18 protein-coding genes are annotated in these 23,841 nt (G+C 66.7%); 15 read left to right on the top strand and 3 right to left on the bottom strand.

The window, feature by feature from the left end; genetic code table 11:
- Positions 1 to 187: 187 nt before the first annotated feature.
- From BSF38_RS11675 to BSF38_RS11660, 4 genes are all read left to right on the top strand, one after another.
- Positions 188 to 859, top strand: coding sequence for a hypothetical protein (locus BSF38_RS11675; RefSeq protein WP_076345771.1), 672 nt, complete (start codon positions 188 to 190; stop codon positions 857 to 859).
- 162 nt (positions 860 to 1,021) lie between these two features.
- The gene (gene metG, locus BSF38_RS11670; protein ID WP_237170852.1) at positions 1,022 to 1,357 is read left to right on the top strand and encodes a methionine--tRNA ligase subunit beta; all 336 of its coding nucleotides are present in this window, start codon (positions 1,022 to 1,024) and stop codon (positions 1,355 to 1,357) included.
- A 43-nt stretch (positions 1,358 to 1,400) separates the two neighbouring features.
- The gene (locus tag BSF38_RS11665; RefSeq protein WP_076345769.1) at positions 1,401 to 2,996 is read left to right on the top strand and encodes a hypothetical protein; all 1,596 of its coding nucleotides are present in this window, start codon (positions 1,401 to 1,403) and stop codon (positions 2,994 to 2,996) included.
- A gap of 17 nt (positions 2,997 to 3,013) precedes the next feature.
- The gene (locus BSF38_RS11660; protein WP_076345767.1) at positions 3,014 to 3,769 is read left to right on the top strand and encodes an alpha/beta hydrolase; all 756 of its coding nucleotides are present in this window, start codon (positions 3,014 to 3,016) and stop codon (positions 3,767 to 3,769) included.
- On the opposite strand, the gene BSF38_RS11655 is transcribed toward BSF38_RS11660, so the two are convergent.
- Positions 3,759 to 4,898, bottom strand: a complete 1,140-nt coding sequence (locus tag BSF38_RS11655) for a carboxylate-amine ligase (RefSeq protein ID WP_076345765.1) — start codon at positions 4,896 to 4,898, stop codon at positions 3,759 to 3,761. The genes BSF38_RS11660 and BSF38_RS11655 overlap by 11 nt on opposite strands.
- Before the next feature lie 450 nt (positions 4,899 to 5,348).
- On the opposite strand from BSF38_RS11655, the gene recN reads away from it, so the two are divergent.
- The 8 genes from recN (at position 5,349) to BSF38_RS32450 (ending at position 18,773) form a co-directional block, all read left to right on the top strand.
- Positions 5,349 to 7,046, top strand: a complete 1,698-nt coding sequence (gene recN, locus BSF38_RS11650) for a DNA repair protein RecN (RefSeq protein WP_076350786.1) — start codon at positions 5,349 to 5,351, stop codon at positions 7,044 to 7,046.
- A gap of 92 nt (positions 7,047 to 7,138) precedes the next feature.
- Positions 7,139 to 8,677, top strand: a complete 1,539-nt coding sequence (locus BSF38_RS11645; RefSeq protein ID WP_083712883.1) for a tetratricopeptide repeat protein — start codon at positions 7,139 to 7,141, stop codon at positions 8,675 to 8,677.
- A gap of 203 nt (positions 8,678 to 8,880) precedes the next feature.
- Complete coding sequence (locus tag BSF38_RS11640) at positions 8,881 to 11,439, top strand: hypothetical protein (protein ID WP_076345761.1); 2,559 nt, start codon at positions 8,881 to 8,883, stop codon at positions 11,437 to 11,439.
- Between the two features lie 130 nt (positions 11,440 to 11,569).
- Positions 11,570 to 12,019 carry an amino acid-binding protein gene (locus BSF38_RS11635; protein WP_076350784.1) on the top strand — a complete coding sequence of 150 codons (450 nt, stop codon included), beginning with the start codon at positions 11,570 to 11,572 and terminating at the stop codon, positions 12,017 to 12,019.
- A gap of 118 nt (positions 12,020 to 12,137) precedes the next feature.
- Entirely contained in the window at positions 12,138 to 13,310 is a 1,173-nt protein-coding gene (gene rsgA, locus BSF38_RS11630) for a ribosome small subunit-dependent GTPase A (RefSeq protein ID WP_076350782.1), read from the top strand.
- Positions 13,311 to 13,722: 412 nt separating this feature from the next.
- Positions 13,723 to 15,030: a WD40 repeat domain-containing protein gene (locus BSF38_RS11625; protein WP_168189364.1), complete on the top strand. Its 1,308-nt coding sequence runs from the start codon at positions 13,723 to 13,725 to the stop codon at positions 15,028 to 15,030.
- Between the two features lie 19 nt (positions 15,031 to 15,049).
- Positions 15,050 to 15,679: a sigma-70 family RNA polymerase sigma factor gene (locus BSF38_RS11620; RefSeq protein WP_076345757.1), complete on the top strand. Its 630-nt coding sequence runs from the start codon at positions 15,050 to 15,052 to the stop codon at positions 15,677 to 15,679.
- Positions 15,669 to 18,773: a protein kinase domain-containing protein gene (locus BSF38_RS32450; RefSeq protein WP_076345756.1), complete on the top strand. Its 3,105-nt coding sequence runs from the start codon at positions 15,669 to 15,671 to the stop codon at positions 18,771 to 18,773. The genes BSF38_RS11620 and BSF38_RS32450 overlap by 11 nt, the downstream gene beginning before the upstream one ends.
- A 39-nt stretch (positions 18,774 to 18,812) precedes the next feature.
- Here the strand turns inward: BSF38_RS32450 and BSF38_RS11610 are convergent, their stop codons facing one another.
- Positions 18,813 to 19,055: a hypothetical protein gene (locus BSF38_RS11610; protein WP_076345754.1), complete on the bottom strand. Its 243-nt coding sequence runs from the start codon at positions 19,053 to 19,055 to the stop codon at positions 18,813 to 18,815.
- A 597-nt stretch (positions 19,056 to 19,652) separates the two neighbouring features.
- On the opposite strand from BSF38_RS11610, the gene BSF38_RS11605 reads away from it, so the two are divergent.
- Complete coding sequence (locus BSF38_RS11605) at positions 19,653 to 20,777, top strand: WD40 repeat domain-containing protein (protein WP_083712881.1); 1,125 nt, start codon at positions 19,653 to 19,655, stop codon at positions 20,775 to 20,777.
- Between the two features lie 90 nt (positions 20,778 to 20,867).
- Here BSF38_RS11605 and BSF38_RS11600 read toward each other — a convergent pair whose 3' ends face one another.
- Complete coding sequence (locus BSF38_RS11600) at positions 20,868 to 22,283, bottom strand: hypothetical protein (RefSeq protein ID WP_237170851.1); 1,416 nt, start codon at positions 22,281 to 22,283, stop codon at positions 20,868 to 20,870.
- Here BSF38_RS11600 and BSF38_RS31335 point away from each other — a divergent pair.
- Both BSF38_RS31335 and BSF38_RS11595 read left to right on the top strand, forming a co-directional pair.
- Positions 22,266 to 22,514: a hypothetical protein gene (locus BSF38_RS31335; protein ID WP_168189275.1), complete on the top strand. Its 249-nt coding sequence runs from the start codon at positions 22,266 to 22,268 to the stop codon at positions 22,512 to 22,514. The two genes, BSF38_RS11600 and BSF38_RS31335, sit on opposite strands and share 18 nt — an antisense overlap.
- 518 nt (positions 22,515 to 23,032) lie before the next feature.
- Positions 23,033 to 23,815: a PEP-CTERM sorting domain-containing protein gene (locus BSF38_RS11595; protein ID WP_210405712.1), complete on the top strand. Its 783-nt coding sequence runs from the start codon at positions 23,033 to 23,035 to the stop codon at positions 23,813 to 23,815.
- Positions 23,816 to 23,841 lie beyond the last annotated feature (26 nt).

The raw sequence follows: 23,841 nt of genomic DNA, 5'->3' as shown, positions 1-23,841 counted from the left end.
TGATTCGTTTGAGCATCATCGCGTTGATCTTCATGAATCAACGCAGACGGCGATGTTTCAGGCGGTATGTTGGGCCTCTGTGTGCTGGGCACCAAGCACGCTCCTGGCTCTTCCAGTAACTAAGTCTCAAAGAAAAGAAGGTGAATGGATGATCAAATCATTGATTTGTGCCGTTCGAGTTCAATCGGTGAAGGTGCTCTTGGCTGCGAGCCTCGTCGCCGGCACGTCGCTGCTTTCCGGGACCGCCAAGGCAGACTTCACCAACCTTAGCACGGGCGCCAGCCTGACCGGCAACATCGACAACAACTGGACCGTCGTTTTCCCGGGGCAGACCAACAATCAGCTCGAGACCATAGCTCCGGGCTTTCCGTCGCCTCCGTGGTTGTCCGACGCCCCCAGCGACGCCTCGCACTGGCTCGTTCCCGTTCAGTACGGTCAGTACAACGCTCCTCCGTCGAGCGGGAGTCCGATCGACTATGTCTACACCACGAGCTTCACGTTGAACGCCGACCAGCTCGCCTCGGCGTCGTTGAGCGGCCAATGGGCGTCGGACAATAACACCGTCTCGATCAAATTGAACGGTGGTGCAAGCCTTGGCTCCAACAGTGCCGCGAATTCGTACACGACGTGGAGCAGCCTGACGACCACCACGACGGGCTTCGTCCTCGGCCTCAACACCTTGGAGTTCCACGTCGCCAACCTGCCTAGCGGGGGCAACAATCCGACCGGCTTCCGGTTCGAGGGTGGCGTCACCTCCGCCGCGGTGCCCGAACCCGCCTCGCTCGTCATGAGCGCTGTGAGCACGCTGATGCTCGGCGGCCTCTCCTGGAAGCGCCGGCTCGCCCGCCGCGCCGTCTGATCAACCAGGTCCGATGAATAACGTCCCAAGGGCCGTTCGCCAAGGCGAGCGGCCTTTTTTGTTGCGCGTTTCGCCTTGGCTTTCCGACCCGGTCGGGGCAGAATCATGAGGACCGTCCGAGACCGTTTTCCGAAGATCGAAGTGTGTGACCGAGGGCAGTGGATGATGGCCGACCCCATTTCGTATGACGATTTCGCCAAGCTCGAACTCCGGGTGGCCAAGGTGCTGGAGGCGCGGCCTCATCCCAACGCCGACAAGCTGTTGCTGCTTCAGGTCGACCTCGGCGACGAGCAGAAGCAGATCGTGGCCGGCGTCCGCCAGCATTACACGCCCGAGCAGCTCGTCGGCAAGAACATCGTGATCGTCAACAACCTGGCGCCGGCCATGCTCCGGGGCGAGACCTCCAACGGCATGCTGCTGGCGGCCACCTCCGGCGAGAAGGTGATCCTGCTCACCGTCGACGATCCCGAGTGCGTCGTGGGCGCCCGGATCAAGTAACTTTCCGGACGTCGCGGTCGGCGAACCACGAGGCGCACGTCCCTTGAGAAGAGACCTCGGCGATTTCCAGACGCCGCCGGAGCTCGCGGCCGCCCTGGTCCGAAGGATGGGGCCGATCGGCTCTCGCTGGCCGCGCGTGCTCGAACCGACGTGCGGCCGCGGGGCGTTTCTCGAAGCCGTGCTGTCGGCCCCCGACCCGCCGAGGGAAGTCGTGGGGGTCGAGATCCAGGCATCGCACGGAGCCGAAGCCCGCGCGCGACTCGCCGACCGTCCGGCGATTCATCGAGCGTCGATCCTTCACGCCGACCTCTTCGAACTCGACCTCCGCGTCGATCTGCCCTGGATCGAGCACGGGCCGTTGCTGGTCGTGGGCAATCCCCCCTGGATCACCAGCGCCGAGCTGGGAAGGCTCGGCAGCGACAACCTGCCGCCGAAGCGCAACGTCAAGGGCCTCTCCGGGCTCGACGCCCGCACCGGCGCGGCGAACTTCGACCTCGGCGAAGCCGTCTGGCTCAAGCTGATCGACGAGCTGGCCGACCAGACCCCGACGATCGCGCTCTTGTGCAAGACCTCGGTCGCCCGCGCGGTGCTCCAGCACCTCCATCGGACCGGGCGGCGCGTGGCCGACGCCGAGCTGATCGAGATCGACGCCCGGCGGTGGTTCAGCGCCTCTGTCGGCGCCTGCTTCCTGAAGCTCTCCCTAGGGGTCGGCGAAACGACGGGCCGGGTCGCCGTCTTCGACGCGATCGAAGCGACTCGACCGCGACGGACGATGGGCTCGCTCCAGAGCGTCTTCGCATCGGATCTCGACGCCCTGGAGGCCCTCGATTTCGCCTTCGGGCGCTCGCTCCTCTGCTGGCGGCAGGGGGTCAAGCACGACGCGGCCCCTGTCATGGAGCTGATCGGAACCGCTGACGGGACGTTCCGGAACGGGCTGGGGGAGGAACCGCTCGTCGAGCCGTCGTTCCTCTATCCGCTCGTCAAAGGCGCCGATCTCATCCACCCGGCTCGCGAGCGGCCGCGACGCGCCTTGATCGTCACCCAGGAGAAGCTCGGCGCGGAGACCCGCGACCTCGCCGACCGCGCGCCCCGGCTCTGGGCCTACCTGCAAGCCCGCGCGGCCTGGTTCGACAAGCGGCGGTCGTCGATCTATAAGGCGGCTCCGCCGTTCGCCCTGTTCGGAATCGGTCCTTACACGTTCGCCCCGTACAAGGCGGCCGTCGCGGGCCTGCACCGGCCGTCTCGGTTTCGGGCGGTCGGACCGGTCGACGGCAGGCCGACGGTTTTCGACGACACCTGCTATATTTTGCCTTGCCAGTCGGCCCTCGAAGCGGCCGTACTGACGGCGGCGTGCAACGACCCGATCACGCGAGAGGTCCTCCGCGCCCTGACGTTCGCCGACGCCAAGCGACCGGTGACGAAGGCCGTGCTCCAGACGATCGACCTCGGCGGCGTCCTCGAACGCACCGACGCCTCGGCCCTCGTCGACCGCGTCGACGAGGTACTCCGCGACGACCTCGGCCTTGAGGGCGAAACAGGCGACGCGATCAAAGCGGAGGTCGAGCGGCTGATCTCGTTGCTTTCGCTGGCCGACGGCGGGAAACTAGGGCGAACCGCGTCCCCGGATCGCCCGGCCTGACTTCAAGAGGAGCCGCGATGGCCTTCGCCACGATCAACTACCACAGCCATTCCCTGCAAAAGGCGTCGTCGTTCAACATCGTGTTTCCAGACGATCCGGCGGTTCCCCGCCCCTGGTCGGTGTTCTACCTGCTGCACGGGCTGTCGGACGACCACACGATCTGGACGCGCCGGACGAGCATCGAACGGTACGTCGAGGGTCTGCCGCTGGTGGTGGTGATGCCCAACGGCGACCGGGGCTGGTATACAAACGCCATCGATGGGTATAAGTATGAAGACGACATCGTTAAGGATGTCGTCGGCCTGGTCGACCGGACGTTCCCTGTCAAGGCCGAGCGAGCCGGCCGGGCGATTGGCGGGCTCTCGATGGGGGGCTTCGGCGCGGTCAAGCTCGGGCTCAAGCACCATGAGACGTTCGCCAGCGTCAACTCTCACTCCGGGGCTATCGGCTTCCTTCGCGGCGACTTGAAGAAGAACAAGGAGCTGAGCCCTGAGTTCCCGCGAATCTTCGGCGAGAAACCGGCCGGCGGCCCGGAAGACCCGTTCGCGATCGTCGAGCAGATCGACCACGGCCGGATTCCGGCGATGCGGATCGACTGCGGCGTCGACGACTTCCTGATCGAACAGAATCGCGACTTCCACAAATTCCTCGAAGAACGCCACGTCGCGCACGAGTACCAGGAATTCCCCGGCAACCACAACTGGGCGTACTGGGACGAGCACGTTCAGCAAGCGATCGCGTTCCACGTCCGCAACCTGAAGCTCAAGTCTTGAGGTTCACTTCGGATTCGATCTTCTCGCCGGCCAGGAAGCGGGCGACGTCGGTCAGGCGGCCGGTCTGTTCAAAGACCTCGATCTGGCGGGTCGCTCCGTCGGGGCGTTCGGCCATCACCCGCACGTAGTCGAGCCAGCGCCCACATCCGAGCTTCTCGGCGGTCTCTCTCAGGCCGACGATCATCCGCTGGATCTCGTCGCGCACCGACTCGTTTCGGCCTGACGCCGGGTCGACGAGCACGGCGTCGAGGCCGTGGCGCGCCGCCCGCCAGCGATTTTGACGGATCATCAGCCGGCCGAACTCGTCGAGCTCGGCTGGTTCGTATTCCGTATCTTCGGCCGTGTGGTGGACCAGGCACTGGATGAACGCGGTGAGGCCCTGGACGGAGGGCAGGTCGGTGGGCATGTCGCAGATCCGCACCTCGACAGTGCCGTGTCGGTCGCTGGGCCGCACGTCCCACCACAGCTCCTTGGTCGTCTTGATGCAGCCGACCGCCGCCAGCCGCTCGGCCAACTTGACGAACGACGCCCAGTCGCGGAGGAACGGGGGCTGGCCGCCAGTGGGAGCGGTGCCCATCACGTCGAGCCGATACGAGTACAGCCCCGTCGGGCGTCCGCACCAGAACGGGCTGTTGGCCGAGAGGGCCAGGAGCGTCGGAAGGTAATGGGCGACACGGGTGCAGGTTCGCGCCGCGGTGTCGCCGTCTTTGACCCCGACATGGACGTGCAGCCCGAACGTCATCTGGCGAAGAAGGGTGTCTTTGAATTGATCGGCGAGCTCGTGGTAGCGGACGTCAGGCGAGATCGGCTGGTCCAGCCAGTGGGCGAACGGATGCGCGCCCCCCCAGGCGAGCCGCGCGCCGTTCCGAGCCGCCCGCTCGGCGGTCACCGCGAGCTTGCCGGCGAGGTCGCGACCGACCTCGTCGACGTTGCGGCAGATCCCCGTGTTCACCTCCACGCAGCAGAGGTAAAGCTCGCGCTTGATCGACTCTCGCAACTCGTCGGGAATCTCGCTCAGGATCTCGTTCGCTACGGGCGCGAGGTCGAACGACTCCTGGTCGACGAGCTGAAGCTCCAGCTCCACTCCAAGCGTCGGCCAGGTGCTGCCCCGGAACGGCTCAACGGTCATCGGTGGTTCCTCGGTGCGCGGTGAGGTGCGAGGCCGCCCAACTCCGGGCGAAGTGCGAATGACTTCAATGCAAATTCGGTGCCGGGTCGCGGACCCACCGCGAACCGTGATGCGGCGAGTCGCTGAGCCCGCGGGCCGTCACTCATTGAGGATTCGATCCATCAACCTTCGGAAAACTCGCCGTCGCTACGGATCGAACCGGACATGGGCAGACGACGCAGTACAAGTTGTATTTCGTCAACATGTTGCGGCTCATCGGCAAAACGAGTTCCGGTGGTGGGGCAGGGCGCTGTACGGTGTTCACAGCACCCCAACTGGCAAGATCCGACCAGCCGGTGGGTGATTTTGTTAGAGGACATCTGGACACGTGTCCGGTGCCAGGCACAATGGTGACGTCAGCGATTGCGGTTCATCCATACACCGCCCGTGCCGGGTTCGGAGGCCCAGAACGTGCTACGCGAACTGTCCGTACAGAACCTGGCGACGATCGAGGACATCCAGATTGAGTTGGAAGCGGGCTTCTGCGCCTGGAGCGGCGAGACCGGGGCGGGGAAGAGCCTCTTGCTGACGGCTCTCGGCCTGGTGCTCGGCGGCAAGGCCTCGGCCGACCTCGTGCGCGCCGGCAAGCCCGAGGCGCGGGCGTCGGCCGTCTTCGAGATCGAGCACGAGGCGCTCCAGGTCGAGATCGAGGAGCTATTGGGCGCGGCGCTCGAGGACGGCGCGGTCATCATCAACCGGCGAGTCTCGGCCCAGGGGCGGAGCACCGCCCAGGTCAACGGCATGCCGGTCACGATCGCCACCCTTCAGAAGCTCGGCGACCGGCTCATCGACGTCCACGGCCAGTACGAGAACCGGGCGCTCGTCGATCCCGATCGCCAGCGCGCGCTCCTCGACGCCTTCGGCGGCCTGGACCCGCTGGCCCTGGCCTATGCGACGGCCCGCCGGGCTCATGACGATCTGAGGCGAACCCGTCAGGCCCTCATCGACGCCTCCCAGGCGCGCCAACGCGAGCGGACCCTGCTCGAATTCGAGCGTGACGAGCTGGCCGCCGCCGACCCCAAGGCCGGCGAGTACGACGAGCTGGTCCACGAGTCGCACATTCTGGGCAACGCCGGTGCCCTCCGCGCGGCAGCGACCGAGGGCCACGACCTGCTGTATGAGGCCGACAATTCGGCTCAAGAGATCCTCAAGCGCGTGGCCCGAACGCTCGAACCCCTCGCCCGCAACATCCCCGAGCTGGCCGACGCCGCCTCGACCCTCGACCGGCTCGCCGGCGAGACCCGCGAGGTCGCCTACGCGCTCCGCGACCTCGGGCGCAACTGGGACGACGATCCCGAGCGTCTGGAAGACCTCGAAACCCGCCTGGCGCTCTATCGTAAGCTGGCCAATCGGTTTCACTGCCTGCCGGACGAGCTGGCCGCGCGGAAGGCCGAGATCGACGCCAAGCTCGCGGCGATCGACCGCGACGAGACCGACCTGAAAGCCCTCGATGGCCCGCTCGCGGACGCCTGGGCAGGCGTCAAGCGCTCCGCCGCCGCGCTGTCGGAAGGGCGCCGCAAGACGGCCAAGGATTTCGGCAAAGCCATCCAGTCGCGGCTCAAGCCGCTGGGCATGGAGCGCGCCAAGCTGAGCGTCGAGATCGAGACCCGCGACCTCGGCGACGATCCCACTTCCGCGACGCCACCGGAATCGGGCGCCGACAAGATCGAGATGGTCTTCCTGGCCAATCCCGGCGAGGTCCCGCAGCCGCTCCGCAAGATCGCGTCGGGGGGCGAACTGTCGCGGGTGACGCTCGCCGCCAAGTCGGTGCTCGCCGCCGTCGATCGGGTTCCGACCCTGGTTTTCGACGAGATTGACACCGGCGTCGGCGGCCGGCTGGGCGCGGCCCTCGGCAAGACGCTCGCCGAGCTGGCGCGGCATCACCAGGTCGTCTGCGTGACCCACCTGCCGCAGATGGCCAGCTACGCCCGCAAGCAGTGGGTCATCCGCAAGCAGACCGATCGCGGACGCACCCGCACGACCATCGCCCCGCTCGAAGAACCAGAACGCGTCGCCGAGCTCGCCGCCATGCTCCGCGGCGACTCCGCCGCCGAGGGAACCCGCCGCGAAGCCCTCGCCATGCTCCGCGAGGCGCAGGCGGCCTGTTGAATTCTTGCCCTTCGCGCGATCCGGGTTTCGGGATATCTAGGGCGATTCCGGGTAGGTGGAACGAGTCGCAACGTCACGGAAGGCGGACGACGATGGCAATCTCGGCATCGGGTTCTCTGGTGGATGCGGATGCGCCCGCTCAGGCCGGGCGGAAACAATCGAGCCGAGACGCCCACGCGGCCGCCAAGGCGTTTCTCCAGACCGGCGACCTGCGCCGGGCTGAGGACGCCTACTGCTCGATTCTCGTGCGCGATCCCGAAGACGCCCAGGCGTGGTATCTGCTGGCCTGGGTCTGCCAGTCGAGCAAGCGGCTTGACGAGGCGGTCGACCACTACCGGCAGTCGCTGCGGTTCGATTCCGACAATCCGCCCGCCTGGAACAACCTCGCCGCGGCGCTCCAGCAGCTCGACCAGCCCGAGGAGGCCGAGCGCTGCTGCCGCGAGGCCCTGCGGATCGAGCCCGCCTACGCCGACGCCCACAACAATCTGGGCAACACGCTCCACAACCGGGGCCGTTACTCCGAGGCCTTGGCCTGCTACGAGCGGGCGCTGGAGCTTGAGCCGAACCGCGACGACATCCACCACAATTTGGGCAACACGCACCGGGCCGAAGGGCGGCTGGCCGAATCGCTGGCGTGCTACGAAAGCGCGCTGCGGCTGTCTCCCGAGCACGCCCGGGTGAACTTCAGCCGGGCCATGCTGTACCTGCAATCGGGCGACTTGCGCCGGGGGTTCGCCGAGGTCCGCTGGCAGTACAAGTGCGAGGGGGCGATCGAGCCGTTCTTCTCGGGGCCGTGCTGGGACGGCTCGCCGCTCGACGGCCGGACGATCCTGCTGCACGATCACCAGGGCATGGGCGACATGCTCCAGTTCATCCGCTACGCGCCGAAGGTCGCCGCGCGGGGCGGCCGGGTGGTGGTGGCCTGTTCGAGACCGCTGGCCCGGATTCTCAAGACCTGCTCCGGCGTGGCCGACACGTTCTTCCGGTTCAACGAGACGCCCGCCTACGACTCGCAGCGCGTCTTGATGAGTCTGCCGGACCTGTTCGGCACGACGCTCGACACGATCCCCGCCACCGTCCCGTACCTCGCGGCCGACCCGGCCGACGTCGCGCGTCGGGGCGAGGAACTCGGCGGCGATAGCGGCTTCAAGATCGGCATCGCCTGGCAGGGGAATCCGGGCCACAACAAGGATCGCGAGCGGTCGTTCCCGCTCGATTTGTATGAAGGTCTGTCGCGGGTCCCCGGCGTGCGGCTCTACAGCCTTCAGAAGGGGGTTGGGGCCGAGCAGCTCGGCGGCCTGAACGGGCGGTTCGACGTGACCGACCTGGGCTCGGGGACGTCGGACTTCCTCGACACGGCGGCGTTGATCGCGAATCTCGACCTGGTGATCGCCCCCGACACGGCGCTCGCCCATCTGGCGGGGGCGTTGGGCGCGCCGGTGTGGGTCGCCTTGCCGTACGCTCCCGACTGGCGGTGGATGCTCGGTCGCGAGGACAGCCCGTGGTATCCGTCGATGAGGCTGTTCCGCCAGCCGAAGTGGGGCGATTGGAGCACGGTCTTCGAGCGGATGCGCGAAGCGGCGTCGGAGCGGCCGGCGGCGGCCTGGCCATCGTCGGGTCGGGGCGCTTGATGTCGTCGGGCAACGTGTTGGCGCGGGGAGGCTCCCGCCATACGATGAAGAGTGAACTGGCCGCTGGATGAGGGCGTTTGCCATCTCCGCGGCTCGAGCCTCTCGATGGGGAGGCCGTACTCGATCATCCGGCAAGGGAATCCTCGGACGGACAAGCGTCGACGGCTCCCTTCCGCGTCCCGGACCCTTACAAGGACCGCCCCGTGCGACTACACCCGCTTGGCTCGTCCGGCTCCCCCCCTCGACTCGCCGCGATTCTCTCGACCGCCGCCCTCGTCGGGCTTGCCTGGCAGACCGTCGCACCGGCGCAGACGACTTCCGCCTCCGCGCCGGCTCCGGCCGCGGCCCCCGAAAAAGCCGCCAAGCCCGCGCCGGCGCCCGGCCCGGTGGATACGTCGCCGCTGGGGCGTTACGTCGCCCGCGAGGGGCTCGTGCTCTACCTGGAGTTCGCCGGACTCGACGTTCACGCCGACGCCTGGAAGAAGACGGCGGCGTACCGGATGCTGACGTCGACCCCGCTGGGCCCCATGCTCGAAGACGTCGCGGGACAGGTTTTCGATCGGATTCTGGAATCCGCGCCCAATCGCAAGCTCACCGGCGCCGAGCTGGTCACGATCCTCACTCAGATCACCCGCCGTGGTTGGGTGCTGGCCCTGAACAGCGACTCCAAGGCGGCGCGGCAGCTTCGCGGCACGCTGGTCTTGCGGGGGGCGGCCGTCAAGGAGAACAAGCCGTTGTTCGCTCGGCTGATGGGCTCGTTCATGGGGGCGGAAGCCAAGCCGAAGATCGAGCGCAAGGGGGGGCGGGTGATGGTGGTCATCCCGCCCGACGCCGGCGCCCCGGCCGATTCGGGCTGGGTCTGGTGGCCCGAGAAGGACGACCTGGTCGTCGGCTTCTTCCAGACGAGCGACACGGTCGTCCCGTCGATCCTCGACGGCAAGATTCCGAGCGCCGTCGAGCATCCTCTCGTCGTGGAACTGAAGAAGAAGGACGGCGGATTCACGCCGGTTCTGACGGCCTTCATCGATCCCGCGGGCTGCCCGCCAGGTGGAGCCAACCCGCTGATTCAGCAGATCGCCAAGCTCGACTCCCAGGCGAAGGTCAAGCGGATCGACTACCGCTGGGGGTTCGAGGACGAGAGCCTGATGGGCGTCGCCCGGCTGGTCGCGCCGAAGCCGCGCCAGGGCGCTCTGGCGTTTTTCGACAAGCCGGCGGCCGATCCCAAGAAGATCCTTCCCGTCCCCGACGGCGTCGAGTATTTCGCCAGCCTCTCCCTGAAGCCGGAGCAGATCAACGAGCTGTTCTCGGACTCGCTCGGAGGAGGGCCGGCGAAGGCGAAGCTGGATGATTTCATCGAGAGCCTTCGGAGCCACAGCCGCACCGATCTCCAGAAGGATTTCCTGGGACAACTGGGCCCCCGGATGATGGTCTACATGGCGCCTGGCGGCGCGTCGGCCGTCGTCGACGAGGCTCCCGCCGCGGCTCGGCCGGGCGCCGCGCCCGCGCCGAGGGAGGGCGACGCCGGGGCCGGCGGCATGGACCCGTCGGCGCTCCTCAAGCAGTTCAGCTCGCGCCTCCCCAAGCCGGTGCTCGTTGCCGAGGTGACCGATCCCGTCCGGTTCGGCAAGGCGCTCGACGCCGTGATGGTCGAGGTCAACCGCGCCCTCAAGGCTCAGGCCTCCGAACAAGCCGCCGAGGCCGCGAAGGCCGTGGCCGCCGCCGAAGCCGCCCGCGGGCCTGGTGCCGCCCCCCCGCCTGAACGCAAGGGACGGCGACGCGACAACGAGCCCCCCGCCCCCGAGTTCCGCATGATCCCCGGCGCGACGGCGGAATCGACGAAAATTTACATGTTCGTCGTCCCCACCTCGTCGCCGACGAAGATGTTCCCCCCCGGCGTCAAGCCGACGATCCGTCTCGAAGGCAAGCACGTCGCGTTCTCGACCTCCCCCGAGGCGGCGCGGGTGGCGATCGAATCGCTGCACCGCAAGTCGTGGGCGCCGGCGCCCGACCTTGAGCGGAGTCTGAGCAAGATCTCGGAGAACACGATCTTGCTCCTCTACGGCGACTCCCGGGAGACGACTCCCACCATCCTGGCGAGCCTCCCCGGGACGTTGCAGACGATCGTCAACACGGCGATCGCCGCCGGCGCGAAAGCCGACAACGGGATGCAGATGCAGACCGGCCTCGGCGGTCCTGGAGGCCCCGGCGGTCCTGGAGGCCCCGGCAGCCAGGGATCGAACTCCCAGGCGGCCATGATGAGCATGATGCGCGGCCCCGGCGGTCCTGGAGGTCCTGGAGGACGGCCGGGCGGACCTGGCTTCCCCGGTTCGCCGGGGTTCGGCGGGAATTCTCAGCAAGCTCCTGGGGCGACCGAAGCCAGCATGATCCAGATCAAGGTCGATCCAGCGAAGCTCCCCAAGGCCGACGACCTCAAGGCGCTTATGTTCCCCTGGACGTTCGCGGTCATCGCGGACGATGAATCGGTGCAATTCGTCACCCGAGGAGCGTTCCCCGACCTGGCCGTCGGCACCGCCTCGACCGGAGTCGCCTCGGCGATTTTGATGCCGGCCGTGGTCGCGGCTCGCAATGCCGCAAGACTCGCCCAGGCGGCCAAGGAAGCGAAAGCCGCCGAAGCCGCAGGAAATCAGCCGGGCGCCCCGCCGGGCGGCCAGCCTGGCTTCGGCGGTCCAGGACGCCCTCAACCCGGTCAGCCTGGAGGCGGGTCGCCGGGGCCAGGAAGGCGCGGCCGCAGCGGCGGCTGACGCCGCCGCGCGATCGGTCTCGACTCGTCTCGACCGGGACGTCGTCCGCGGCGCGCGGCCCGTGGAGCGACTCGGCCTTCGTTGGTACATCCGCAACCCGCAACTCTCTTCGAAATCGGAGAACCTGCTGATGGAAATCGTCCACGAAGTGACCGCCCGCCTGGAAAACAAGCCCGGAAGGCTCGCCAAGATCTGCTCGTCGCTGGCCCAGGAGAAAGTCGACATCCGCGCGGTCTCCGTCATGGAGACCGACGGGCCGAGCGTGCTCCGGTTCGTGACCTCGGACCTTGAGGCGACCAAGAGAGTGTTGACCGCGCTCGGGACCGAATACAAGATCACCGAAGTGATCGCCGCGCAGCTCGACAACCGCACCGGCGCTTTGGCCGGCGCGCTAGAAAGGCTGGCGGAGGAGCATATTAATGTTGATTATGCTTACGTCTCGACCGCGTCGAGCCAGGGCAAGGCGGTGGGCATCCTGCACACGACGAATCCCAAGCGGGCCTTGCAGATCCTGAGCGAGTCGACGGCCGCGCCGAGCGCGGAGAAGGGGAGCGGCCGCCGGCCGCTGCACGCCCGCTGAAGCCGACGTCTCGTTCCGCGACGTTCTTTCTGGGGGGCGCGGGTTCGGCTCGAACCCGCGCCGCCCGTCCGATTTCGGTCCTCCGAATCTCGTCCTTTTACAGATTGTCGACTTGATCGTGGCCAAGAAGAAGAAGATCCGGATCGAGCTGAACAAGAACCGCCAGAAGCGGACGCGGGCCAACGACTTCACGCGCGCGTTCGAGAACAAAGCGCCCGCCTCGTCGGAGTCGGTCTCCGGCGAGCGGGTGCGCCCGAAGGGGGAGATGTCGCGGCATCGGACGATCATGACCGACGTCGCCGGGGCGCCTGGCTCGTCGGTCTCGGCCGACGCGTCCTCCGGCAACGCCTCCAACCGCCGGGCGATCGACGAATCGACCTGCCTGACGGGCCGGGTGATCCGCATTCACGGCTTGATCTGCATCGTTCAGACCGACGACGGCAAGACGTTCCCTTGCCACGTCCGTCGTGTGCTCAAGAGCATGGCGATCGACGGCCGCAACGTCGTCACGGTCGGCGACCGGGTCTGGTTCCGGCCGGCGGGCAGCGGCGGCGACGAAGGCTTCATCGAGAAGGTGGAGGGCCGGCAGGGCGTCATCACGCGCGGGTATCGCGGCCGACAGCACGTCCTGGCCGCCAACGTCGACACGGTGTTCATCGTCTCGGCCCTCGCCGAGCCCGGCCTTAAGGTCAGTCTCATCGACCGCTACCTCGCGGCGGCCGAGATCGGCGGCGTCCGCCCCGTCATCGTGCTCAACAAGGCCGATCTCGTGGACGTATCGCTGTATCAGTGGGTCGTCGGCCTTTACACCCAGCTCGGCTACGAGACCATCCTCACCTCCGCCGCCGACGGCCGGGGCCTCGATCAGTTGCGGACGCTTTTGGCCCAGGGGGTCACCGCGATCTCCGGCCAGAGCGGCGTCGGCAAGAGCTCGCTGCTCAACGTGGTCCAGCCCGGTCTCAACCTCAAGGTCCGCGAAGTCTCCGACTGGACCACCAAGGGGAAGCACACCACCACGACCGCCGAGCTGATCCGTCTCGAACAGGGGGGCTACGTGGTCGACACCCCCGGCCTCCGGCAATTCGAACTCTGGGGCGTCGTCCCCGGCGAGATCGAGGGCCACTTCATCGAGTTTCGCCCGTACATCCCGCTTTGCCGGTTCCCGGACTGCTCCCACACCCACGAGACCCGTTGCGCCGTCAAGGAAGCGGTCTACTGGGGGCAGATCCATCCGGGACGCTATGACAGCTACCTGAAGCTTTACCATCAGCGGCCCATCGAAGGCTCGTGATTCCTCCGCCCCGCCGGCTCGGCCCGGACGAAATCTCTCGGATCGCGCGGCGCTTCCCGCGCGGAAACCGCGACTAGATCCCTGGAAGACCATCGGACCGGCTTCGAGCCGGCCGGGGCTCTTGCCTGTCGCCTCCTGCACTAGCGCGCCCTCCGTCTCAGACGAAGTGCGCGCCAAGCTGGATCGTCGCGGCCGTTCATCGATTGCGATCGTGAAGAATCGGTCAACCTTCCGAAGAATCGCGTCTCTCAGACGAAGTCTAGGATGTCGGAACCGTCTCCTTCGCCGACGGTTCGGTTGGTTCATGGATGCGGCAAGCAACCCAAGTTTCGAACACCTGGGCCGCGGAACGACTCTGCGCCCATCGAAAACGGGAGACTCGGAAATCATGCAAGGATCGATCACGTTCAGGATGGACCGTTTCGACGATTCCGGCAGCACGGAGGCGGCCGGGCGGATTCGGAGCGGCGGGGTCAGGCTCTCGCTGATGAGCCGCGAGGCCCTGGCGGTCGTGGTCGGCGTTCTGGTCGTCGGCGTTCTGGTCGTCGCCCTGACCGATGGCGAGCCGGGCGTCCCCGGCGCGCAGGCGATCGAGTCGGCCCACGACGACTTGCTCGAGTCGCTGGTCGTCGCGTCCGATCAGCAAACGTTGATTTCATGTGGGCGGGACGACACCGTTCGGTTCTGGGACCTCCGATCCGGCCCGTCGTCCTGGGGCCGCGAGATCGAGCGGCTGCCGCACGGCTCGCACCCGTTCGCGCTGGCTCCCAGCCCGGACCGCCGCTTTCTGGCGGTGGGAGGGTTGAACGACCTCGCCGTCTGGGAGCGCGGCGAGCGAGCCTGGACCCTCGTGTACACGAAGCAAGGGGGCGACTATCGCGGCCTCGCCTTCGCCGCCGACTCCCGGACGCTGGCGATCGGCACGCCCGAGGGGGCGGTCCGGATCGTCGATGCGCCGTCGATGCGGGAAATCGCCACGCTCCAGGGGTTCCAGGACCGGATTCACTCCGTGGCGTTTTCGGCCGACGGCGAGACCCTGGGGGCGGTCAACTTCACCGGCGAATTCAAGCTCTGGAACTGGAAGACCGGCCGCGAGTTGACGTCGCTCGCCGCGAAGATCGGGCCGGTCCACTGCTTCGCGTTCACGGCCGACGGCCGCTCGGTGGCCGTCTCTCCCTGGGGATTCGGCAGCGGCGGTCCGACGCTCTGGGACCTTCAGACCGGCGCGCTGCGACGACGGTTCCTCGGCCAGCCCGACGGCGTCAACCGCCTCGTGCTCTCGCCCGACGGCCGGTTCCTGGCGACGGCCACCATGAACCAGACCGTCAAGGTCTGGAACGTCGAGACGGGGGCCGTCGAAGCGGTCCTTGACGAGAAGCTCGGCTGGGTGAAGACGTTGGCCTTCACGGAGGACGGCGCGCGGATCGCCTACGGAGGCCGCGACGGCTCGATCCATTTCTGGAACTTCGCCGAGGCGCGGGGCGACGACCGGCCGACCACGATCCAAGCCGATCCAGCGGTCGAACGGACGGCGCGGAGTTCGGTACCCGCTCCCGAAGGCCTCGACGACGGCGGCCTGAAATCCGTTCAAATCGCCTGGTCTTCCGCGTCCGGCCTTGGTAAACCCCATCGGGTTTCGTCCCGGTCTCGGAGCGGTTCCCCGGTTTCCAAGTTTTTCTCGGAAGATTTCGCGGCGCGATCCGAAAGGATCGGTGACTGATCACACGGAGCCTGATTTTATGAGCCGTACCGCCGAATCGAGCGCAGCCGTCGGCCGATTGCTCGACCTGGCGAGCGCGGGCGACGGCGCGGCCCTTGGGATTTTGCTTCAGCGTTACCACAACTACCTCGCCTTGCTCGCCCGGGTGCAGATCGGGCGGAGGATTCAGGGGAAGGTCGACGTCCTCGACATCGTCCAGGACGTCTCGCTGGAAGTGCATCGCAAGATCAGCATGTTCCGTGGCTCGTCGGAGGGCGAATTTCTCGCCTGGCTGCGGCAGATTTTGAGCGGCATCCTGGCGAACCAGGTCCGCCGTTACTTCGGAACCAAGCGACGCGACGTTCGGCTCGAACGCGACCTCTGGGAAGACCTCGACCGCTCGTCCCGATCGCTGGGAGGACAACTGGTCGCCGCCCAGAGTTCGCCCAGCGCCCAGGCCTCGCGACGCGAACAAGCCGTCCTCCTGGCCGACGCGATCGGCGGCCTTCCCAACGACTACCGGGACGTCATCATCTTCCGCCAGCTTGAGGGACTGAGCTTTCCCCAGGTGGCGGAGCGGATGGGACGGACCGAGGACAGCGTGAAGAATCTGTGGGCCAGAGCTTTGGCCCGGCTTCGGCGTTCTCTGGAGGTGCTCGATGGACCTTGAACGGTCGCCTTCGGCGAGTCGGCGCCTCTACGAGAGCGGCGGCTCGACCACGACCGAATCGTCGGCCTTCGACCCGTGTCCCGGACAACAGGACGAGCCCGCCTCCGACCATCGCCTGATCGCGGCTCTCGAAGACTACGTGGCGGCCTGCGATCGCGGCGCGCGGCCGAACCGCTCGTCGTTTTTGCGCGCGCACGAGGCGATCGCGGCCGAGCTGGCCGAATGCCTCGAAGGGCTCGACTGCCTTCAGGGGGCCGGCGCCTGGTTTCAGGGCGAGGACCTCGCGGCGACCGGCCTGCACGGCGAGGCGGGGGACCACCCGGAGCTTCCCGACCGCCTGGGCGATTACCGGATCATCCGCGAGCTGGGACGCGGCGGCATGGGCGTCGTCTACGAGGCCGAACAGATCTCCCTGGGCCGGCGGGTGGCGCTCAAGCTGTTGCCGTTCACGGCGGCGATGGACCCGAGGCAGGTGCAGCGGTTCCAGGTCGAGGTCCAGGCGGCGGCGCACCTGCATCATCCGCACATCGTACCGATCTACGCCGTCGGCTGCGAATCGGGCGCCCATTACTACGCGATGCAGTACATCGCGGGCCGATCGCTGGCCGCGGTGATCACCGATCTCAAACAGGCGCGCGAAACCCGTCCCGACTGGATGCACTCCTGGGACTGGCCCGAATCCGGCTCGGTGGAGCTGACGCCGGCCCGCCTGTCAAAGGACCAGCGGCGCGGATCGCCGTTCTTCCGGGGCGTCGCCCGGCTCGGCGTCCAGGCGGCCGACGCACTCGAGCACGCGCACAGCCTGGGCGTGGTCCACCGCGACGTCAAGCCCGCCAATCTGCTGCTCGACGACCGCGGCGAGATCTGGATCGCCGACTTCGGCCTGGCGCGGCTCCAGGGCGACTCGGGTTTGACCGTCACCGGCGATCTGGTCGGCACGCTCCGGTACATGAGCCCCGAGCAGGCGTTGGCGTGCCGGGGTATCGTCGACCACCGCACCGACGTCTACTCGCTCGGCGTGACCCTCTACGAGCTGCTGGCCTTGCGGCCCGCGTTTCCAGGCGGCGACATGCCGATGCTGGTGCACCAGATTACCAACGAGGAGCCCACGCCCCCCTCGCGCCACGAGCCGCTCCTGCCGCGCGACCTGGAAACGATCGTCCTGAAGGCGATGGCCAAGGAGGCGGGCAACCGCTATGCGACGGCTCACGAGATGGCCGAGGACCTCAGGCGGTTTCTCGACGATCAGCCGATCCTCGCCCGCCGCCCCTCGCCCCTGGAACGCGCCTGGCGGTGGACCCGGCGGCATCGCACGATCGCCGCGTCGCTCGGGGCCTTCCTTGTATTGGCGACCGTCTGCCTATCGATGAGCACCTTCGTGATCTGGAAGGCGTTGTCGAGGATCCGAGCCGAGTCGGATGCGCGCGGCGTCGAGCTGCGGCGGGCCCAGGACAACTTGATCATGGCGCACCGCGCGCTGGACCTTTACCTCAACTCGGCCGAAGCGTGGTTCCCCCGCGAGCCGGGAGAGGATCGTCAGGACCGTTACCTGATCCGGATGGCCCTGCAATTTTACGAGCAGATCGCCTCCCGCAACGACGCCGATCCGCTCGTCATCCACCGGACGTTCGCCGCCTACAACCGGATCGGCGACATCCGGCTCACGCTCGGCGACATCGTCGACGCCGAGGAGGCGTATCGCAAGGCGATGCAGGTCATGGTCTGGCTGCTCGCCCAGACGCCCGACGACGACCAGAACCTGTATCAGCTCGCCGGCGTCCTGGAGAAGTACGGCAACCTGCTGCGCCGCCAGGCCGTCTACGAGCCCGGCGAGTGGGCCGTCGACCAATCGCTCCAGCTCTTTCGGAAGATCGTCGCTCGCAAGCCGCACGAAATCCGCTATCAATTCGCCTTGGCCCACGCGCTCAACCAGAAGGCGAGCTTCGAGGGGGACACCGGCCGGATCGAGCGGGCGCGGGCCGACGCGCAAGAGGCCCTCGACCTCCTCACCACCATCGAGGCGAATCACGAGTCCGAGCAGCTCCCGTTCCTCGACTTCAAGAACGAGCAGGCCTCCACTCACACGGGGCTGGGAACCTGGCTTCACCTCGGGGGCAAGACAGCCGACGCGGAGCAGGCTTATCGCAAGGGGCTGACGCTGGTCGAGGAGGTCCAGACCGTCGAGCCGGGATTGCCGGCCGGGCTGGAGTCGCTGGCGCTCTGCCACGCGCGGCTGGGCGAACTTCAGCTCGACGCCAAGCGGCACGACGAGGCGAAGACCTCGCTGGAGCTGGCGATCGCCACCCTGAAACGGTTGGCGACCGACTACCCGCGCGTGCCGCGCTACAAGCGGGAACTCGGTCGGCTGCACGAGGTGCTCAGTCGGCTCTACTGGCAGACCGACCGCCCCGAAGACTCCGACGCCGCCCTCAAGACGGCCGGCGAATACGACGCCAAGCGCGCCGCGTTCGAGCAAATCCGACTCAACAACGTCGCCTGGTATCTCGTCACGGCGTCTGACGAATCGGCTCGCAACCCGGCCCAGGCTCTCAAGTACGCTGAAAAGGCCGTCACCGGAGAAGCGTCACAAGACGCGGCCTGCTGGAACACGCTGGGGGTCGCCCGGTATCGCAACGGCGACTGGAGCGGGGCCAAGGCGGCGTTCGAACGGTCGCTGAAGCTTGGCGACGACAACGCCTTCGACGGCTTCTTCATGGCGATGACGCTCTGGCGGCTGGGCACGCCCGCCGAAGCCCGCTCCTGGTTCCGCCGCGCCGAGGCGTGCCGGCTCCGCGACGGTCCCAACGACCTCGACCTGCTGCGGTTCCTCGCCGAGGCTCGATCCGTGATCGGCGAATCGCCGACGACCACCGCCGACGTCGCCCCGGTCGCGCCGGCGACGATCGCCGAGGCGCTCGTCAACCCGTGGTTCGGTCTGCCCAAGCACACCATGAGCACCGACGCCCCGGCGGTTCAAAAAGGAAAGGCCGAGAAGCCGCCGACCGACCGTCCGGTCGTCCAACCGCGACACCCCGTTTCGGGCCTCTTTCCCGGCGTCCTGCCCTGGAGAACGCGGCCCCGCATCGCCGCCTAGCCTGGCCAACCAACCGACGAATCGGCGCGCCGGAACGAATTAACGCGCCGCGTCGCTCGGTGCGTTCTGGTCGCTCTCCTCTCCGAAGACGGGCCCGATGAGCGCATCGAGATGCGCAAGCCGCCGACTGCCAAAGAAAATCAGCCGTGAAACACGGTTGGCATGTTCGGCGTCGCCTCGCAAACGGACTCGAAGCCGAGAGCTGACGTCGACACGGATCTCGACGCCGGGAACCCGATCGTTGAGATCGCTCGGGAGCGAAATACCGTGGAAGCCGGTCATGCTCCAGAGACGTTGTGGTCTTGTAATTCATTATAAATAAAAACGTTGCGTGAAATCTCCGGGATTGGGCCGGCCGCTGGTGACTGCCATATTGGCTTGCTTTGCGATTCTTGCAACGCGACTGCCAACATGTGCACGTCAGACGATCCACACGACCCCCGCGCCGCTCCGCATTTGCCGTGATGTGGTTTTTTCGCAACGGCGCATCGGATGCATGAAAGGGTTTTCATGGTCAGGGCGGGCTCAGTCCGAATTCTTTCGTATAAGATGTGATGCTGACCAAGCTAGGACTTCGCTCCGTGCGTGTTCTAGGGTTGACGTGCATGAGGTCGTGTGATGGTCGCCGGCAAGGCGGTGTGGGCGTAGGTTCACCGAGAGGCGCGTCGCGTGAGCGGGGGGAGAAGCGTTCCCGGCTCGCTCGCAATCGGGGCGGCCCGCGAATCGACGCGGAACAGGCGTTCCGGGTTTTGAGCTTCGCGAGCCGCTCAAGGGCTGGGCTCGATCCGAGGATTACTGTGAGGTCGCGCGCCGCGGCTTCGCGAGACGACTGTGTCGTGGTCTTTCCACCGCCAGGGAAAGACTCTGGAGGATGGGGAAATGGCATCGGGAGCGTATCAAGGCCGCGACGCGCGGGATGAGTTTGTGGACGATGACGCCCACGCTGTAACCAGGGCGTCGGGCGGAAGGGTCCGGCTGTCGTTGTTCACATGGGAAGGGCTGGCGGGGGCGGCCGTCTTGGTGACGCTCTGCGTTTTCTTCGCCGCCGACGAGACCCCCGCGAATGACGGGATGATCGCCCTCAGAGGCCATGTCGGGCTGGTGGAGAGCGTCCGGTTCTCCCCTGACGGTGAGACGTTGATCTCGTCGTCCTGGGACAAGACGGTCAAGCTCTGGGATGTTGGTCCTTCGCCGCAAAGTCTGGGCGAGGAGATGGCCTGCCTGCCCAGCACGTCCGAGACCTACGCCGCGACGGTATCGCCCGACGGCGGTACGGTGGCGTCGGTCGGCCTGTGCGGGCTGACGATGTGGAACTGGCGGGACAGCCAGACGTTTCCGGAGGTGAAGGCCCTGTTCGGCCCATGCCGGGCGCTGGCGTTCGCGCCCGACGGCCGTAGTCTGGCCGTGGGGAGCTTCGACCATCAGATCCGCATCTGGGAGCCGAAAAGCGACCAGGTGCGAGCCGTGTTGAGCGGACATCGCGACGTCGTTCGAGCACTGGTGTACGTTCCTGACGGCTCGTTGCTCATCTCGCTGAGCTTTGACGGCGAGCTCAAGTTCTGGGACCCGCGGAGCGGTCGCGAGGTCGATCGCCTTGATGGGACGAACCGGGGAGTTCACGCCTTCAGCCTGTCGCCGGACGGAGCCACGATCGCCCTGAGCCGGCTGGGGCCCGACTCACGCCAGATCGAGGTCTGGGACCTGACTACCAACCGAATCAAGGCGCGCTGCCCGGGACATGCGGCGGAAGTCCACGCCCTGGTCTTCTCGCCCGACGGCCGGACGCTGGCCTCGGCGGGAGGCGATCAGCGGATTCGGTTCTGGAACGCTGAGACCGGAAACTCCGCCGGCCAGGTCGACCGAGAGCTCGGATGGGTCCGCTCGCTCGATTTTTCGAGGGACGGCCGCTGGCTCGCCTTCTCGGGAAGCTTCAACCAGGTCTATTTGAAGCGCATCGTGTTGCCGCACGAGTCGTCGTCCGCTCTCGCTCTCAAGGACTCGTGAGGCTCGCGCGGAACGCGTCGGTCGATGAAGCAGGCGGACGTCCATCGCCCGCCTGCTCAATCGTTCCGCCGGTTGCGAGGCTCCGACCGGTCAGCCGTGGCCGTAGCCGCGGTCGAAGGCCTCCAGGTCGCGCATGTACGAGGCGTAGGTGGTGCGGAACGTGTCGTAGTCGACGTTCCAGCGCGGCTGGTCCTCGGTGTGACGGTGACAGTGTTCCTCGATCAGCCGGTGCAGGAACTTGAACAGGTGGCGAGGCGTCCGCAGGTTGCCCAGGGCGTCCTTCAGGTAGTCGTCGCTGATCGTCTCGTCGACGAAGGCACGGAGCCGCCAGCCGTCGGCCGCCTTCTCGATCGGGGAGTCGCCGGCGCGGGCGTCGCCGTTGGCCGAGGGGGTCGTTCGACAGGCTCGCAGTCGGTCGCTTGCCAGGTCGTAAAGCGAAGCCCCGGTCCACCTTAGCGGCTTGATCATGTTGAGCTTGTCGGGCCGGGCGCGGTCGTAAAACTCCTTGTCTTCCTTCTCAAGGTAGTAGGCGAGTTCGATCGGCAGCAGGAGTTTGACGCCGATCCCCGGGTGGCGCAAGAACTTGTGGTCCAGGAGGGGCCAGATGAACGCGCGCATCTTGCGGGGGTCGCCCTCGATCTGCTGCGGCTCGTCGACCCGGTCGATCAGGACGACGACGCCGCCGTAGCCGAGCGTGTTGAGCACGCCCTGGAACTTGCGGAGCAGTTCGTAGCGTTCTTCGGCCCGGCCGCGCGACGCGGTGGGCATCGGCTGGCCGCCGAGTTCGCTCGGCTGGAACCAGAGCAGCTCCCAGCGTAGGGCCGACGGGTCGCGGTTGAGCACCTTCAGGCCCTTGCGGATGTCGCGGGCGTACCACTCGGCGCGGGCCAGCCGCCATCCCCAGTAGATCCAGCCAGCGACCAGTGGGACCAGCAGCCAGGGGAGCAGCGACCAGCTTTGCAGGCTGGGGAAGAGGGCGATCAAGGCGACGACCGCCAGGGTCGTGCCGAAGCCGATCTGAAGATCGCGGCGGCTCCAGAGCGGACGGAAGCCCGATCGACGGCGAAGCCGGCTCCATCGCTTCTCGATCGGCTCGCCGGTCGAGGCGTCGTACAAGGCCGACAGCAGCAAGAGGTCGCGGCGCTGATCCAGGCTGAGGACCGAGAGGTCGATTTTCTCCGCCGTCAGCAGGTCGATGAGCTGCGTCACGCCGAGCGACAAGATCGCGTCCATGTGGTCCTGAAGCTGCCACCGGCCGAGGACCTGCGACGTGTCGTTCGAATGGAGGGCGACCCGGAAGTTGTCCAGGTAGGGGTTGAAGTCGTCATAGGAGATGACGAACACTCGCTCGGAAGGGTTGGCCTTGTTGAATTCGTCGATCTCCGACGTCGCTTGCAGCCGCAAGGCTGTCTTGCCGCTCCCCTTCTCACCGAAGACCAGCGCCGTCGAGGGATCGGCCGGACTGCCGAAGAACTTGTTCCACGCCGGGTGATGGATCGTCGCCATACATCGACGCTTGAAGACCGTGTCGGTCTGCGCGTCCTCTTCGCTGAACGGATTTCCTTTGATGCCATGATGTTCGAGAAACTGTTCCGTCTTCATCCCTGGCGCGGCCTTTCCTCTAAGAACACCGGCGTCCGCGTCGACCGCCCCGCTTCAAGCGGCCACCGTCGCATGGACGTTCCTCGCGCTTCGCCGATCGACGACGACGAAAAGCAAGAGGCTCCCGGCTCGTGACACTCTCCCAGTACCCGCTCGGGTGGAAGACGTCGATCGTTTTCGTCTTACCCGATTCAGCCGCGCATCGCAATCTCAGGCGGCCTCCCCGAGCCGTCCCTCCGATTCCTCAGAGCCCGCGCACAACGCTCCCCAAAGGATTCCTTCGCTGCCTCCTGTCAACTTATTGACGAACCATGGTCCCAAAGGTACCCTCGATTCAGTTGAGACTGAATCTCAGTATCAACAGTCCTTCGGTTTGGCTCCGGACCCACCGGAGGAGGCTCGAAGGGGAGCCCGGTCGAAGCGGACGGCTTTCGGTGGTCGTGCGTGGAGAAACCGACGACGGCTTCCTCTTCGAGTGATTTTCGACGCTGAGAGTTCCGCCGCCGCCACGACACGACGTTGGGCGGCGATCTCGGCCCTTCCACATAAACGACGCGTGAGTCGGCTCGCGGCTGTGGGACGACTCACGCTTCAGAGATACCTGACGGTGGATCACCGCGCATCCACCTAAGACCTGAGGGGAATGAGCAACGATGAGCGTTTTCCGTCATACCGCCTTGTGCTTCATGGCCGCCGCGACGATGGGCTTGTTCACGACGTCGGCCCGGGCCGATTTCGTCCCGGGGGCGAGCATCATCGACCCGGGCTTGCCGGGCGCCGCCGAAGCTGACGTCTGGACGAACGCGTCCTTGACCGCCGGGGGGAATCCCGGATACGGCGGATTCCCAGGATCGGCCGCCTGGCCGGCGCCGATCGGATCGAGTCAAGGAGGAGACGCCGGACTGTCCAAGCTCTCGGGGGCCGCCTATCCGGGCGGGAGTTCGATCTATTTCGGCGGCTTTTCCTCCGCCCAGAACACCCTGGGCGGTACACTGGCCGTCCAGGACGGCACGCCGGTTGCTGGTCTTGCGAACGTCGTTTTCCAGATCCAGATCGGCGAGGCCTTCGGTTACGATTTTTTTAATCACGCCTTGCCCGTCCTGAGCTACAACGGCGGGTCGCAGAACCTTGCCGCCACGCTGTCGCTCGTGACCGACCAGGTCTACAATGGCGAATTCGCTTCGCCGACGGGTCCAAAACCCCTTTATATCAATACCTACATTCTGCAATGGGATCTGAGCGGGATCGCTGGTGTCGACGGCTTCTCGATCGCGTTCAGCGGCGTGCAGCATTCCCAGATTTACGCCCTCCGGCTGGATCAGTCGGACGTCTACGAGCCGTACGCCGCGTCCGCCGCCGTTCCCGAGCCGGCCTCGCTGGCGCTGCTCGGCTGCGGCGTCGCCGCGCTGTTCGTCAAGCTTCGCAAGCGGGCGTAACCAAACGGGAAGCTCTTCGACGCTCC

Origin of the sequence: Paludisphaera borealis, from assembly GCF_001956985.1 — a bacterium.
Classification (GTDB): domain Bacteria; phylum Planctomycetota; class Planctomycetia; order Isosphaerales; family Isosphaeraceae; genus Paludisphaera; species Paludisphaera borealis.
Note: the sequence above shows the minus strand (reverse complement) of the source record. Positions and strands in the feature narration are given on the sequence as shown.

Coding starts and splice junctions, on each gene's coding strand:
- BSF38_RS11610 (WP_076345754.1), bottom strand. CDS start 19,055: ATGACCGGCTTCCACGGTATTTCGCTCCCGAGCGATCTCAACGATCGG.
- BSF38_RS11595 (WP_210405712.1), top strand. CDS start 23,033: ATGAGCGTTTTCCGTCATACCGCCTTGTGCTTCATGGCCGCCGCGACG.
- metG (WP_237170852.1), top strand. CDS start 1,022: ATGATGGCCGACCCCATTTCGTATGACGATTTCGCCAAGCTCGAACTC.
- BSF38_RS11655 (WP_076345765.1), bottom strand. CDS start 4,898: ATGACCGTTGAGCCGTTCCGGGGCAGCACCTGGCCGACGCTTGGAGTG.
- BSF38_RS11645 (WP_083712883.1), top strand. CDS start 7,139: ATGGCAATCTCGGCATCGGGTTCTCTGGTGGATGCGGATGCGCCCGCT.
- BSF38_RS11635 (WP_076350784.1), top strand. CDS start 11,570: ATGGAAATCGTCCACGAAGTGACCGCCCGCCTGGAAAACAAGCCCGGA.
- BSF38_RS11660 (WP_076345767.1), top strand. CDS start 3,014: ATGGCCTTCGCCACGATCAACTACCACAGCCATTCCCTGCAAAAGGCG.
- BSF38_RS32450 (WP_076345756.1), top strand. CDS start 15,669: ATGGACCTTGAACGGTCGCCTTCGGCGAGTCGGCGCCTCTACGAGAGC.
- BSF38_RS11605 (WP_083712881.1), top strand. CDS start 19,653: ATGGCATCGGGAGCGTATCAAGGCCGCGACGCGCGGGATGAGTTTGTG.
- BSF38_RS11620 (WP_076345757.1), top strand. CDS start 15,050: ATGAGCCGTACCGCCGAATCGAGCGCAGCCGTCGGCCGATTGCTCGAC.
- BSF38_RS11625 (WP_168189364.1), top strand. CDS start 13,723: ATGGACCGTTTCGACGATTCCGGCAGCACGGAGGCGGCCGGGCGGATT.
- BSF38_RS11600 (WP_237170851.1), bottom strand. CDS start 22,283: ATGGCGACGATCCATCACCCGGCGTGGAACAAGTTCTTCGGCAGTCCG.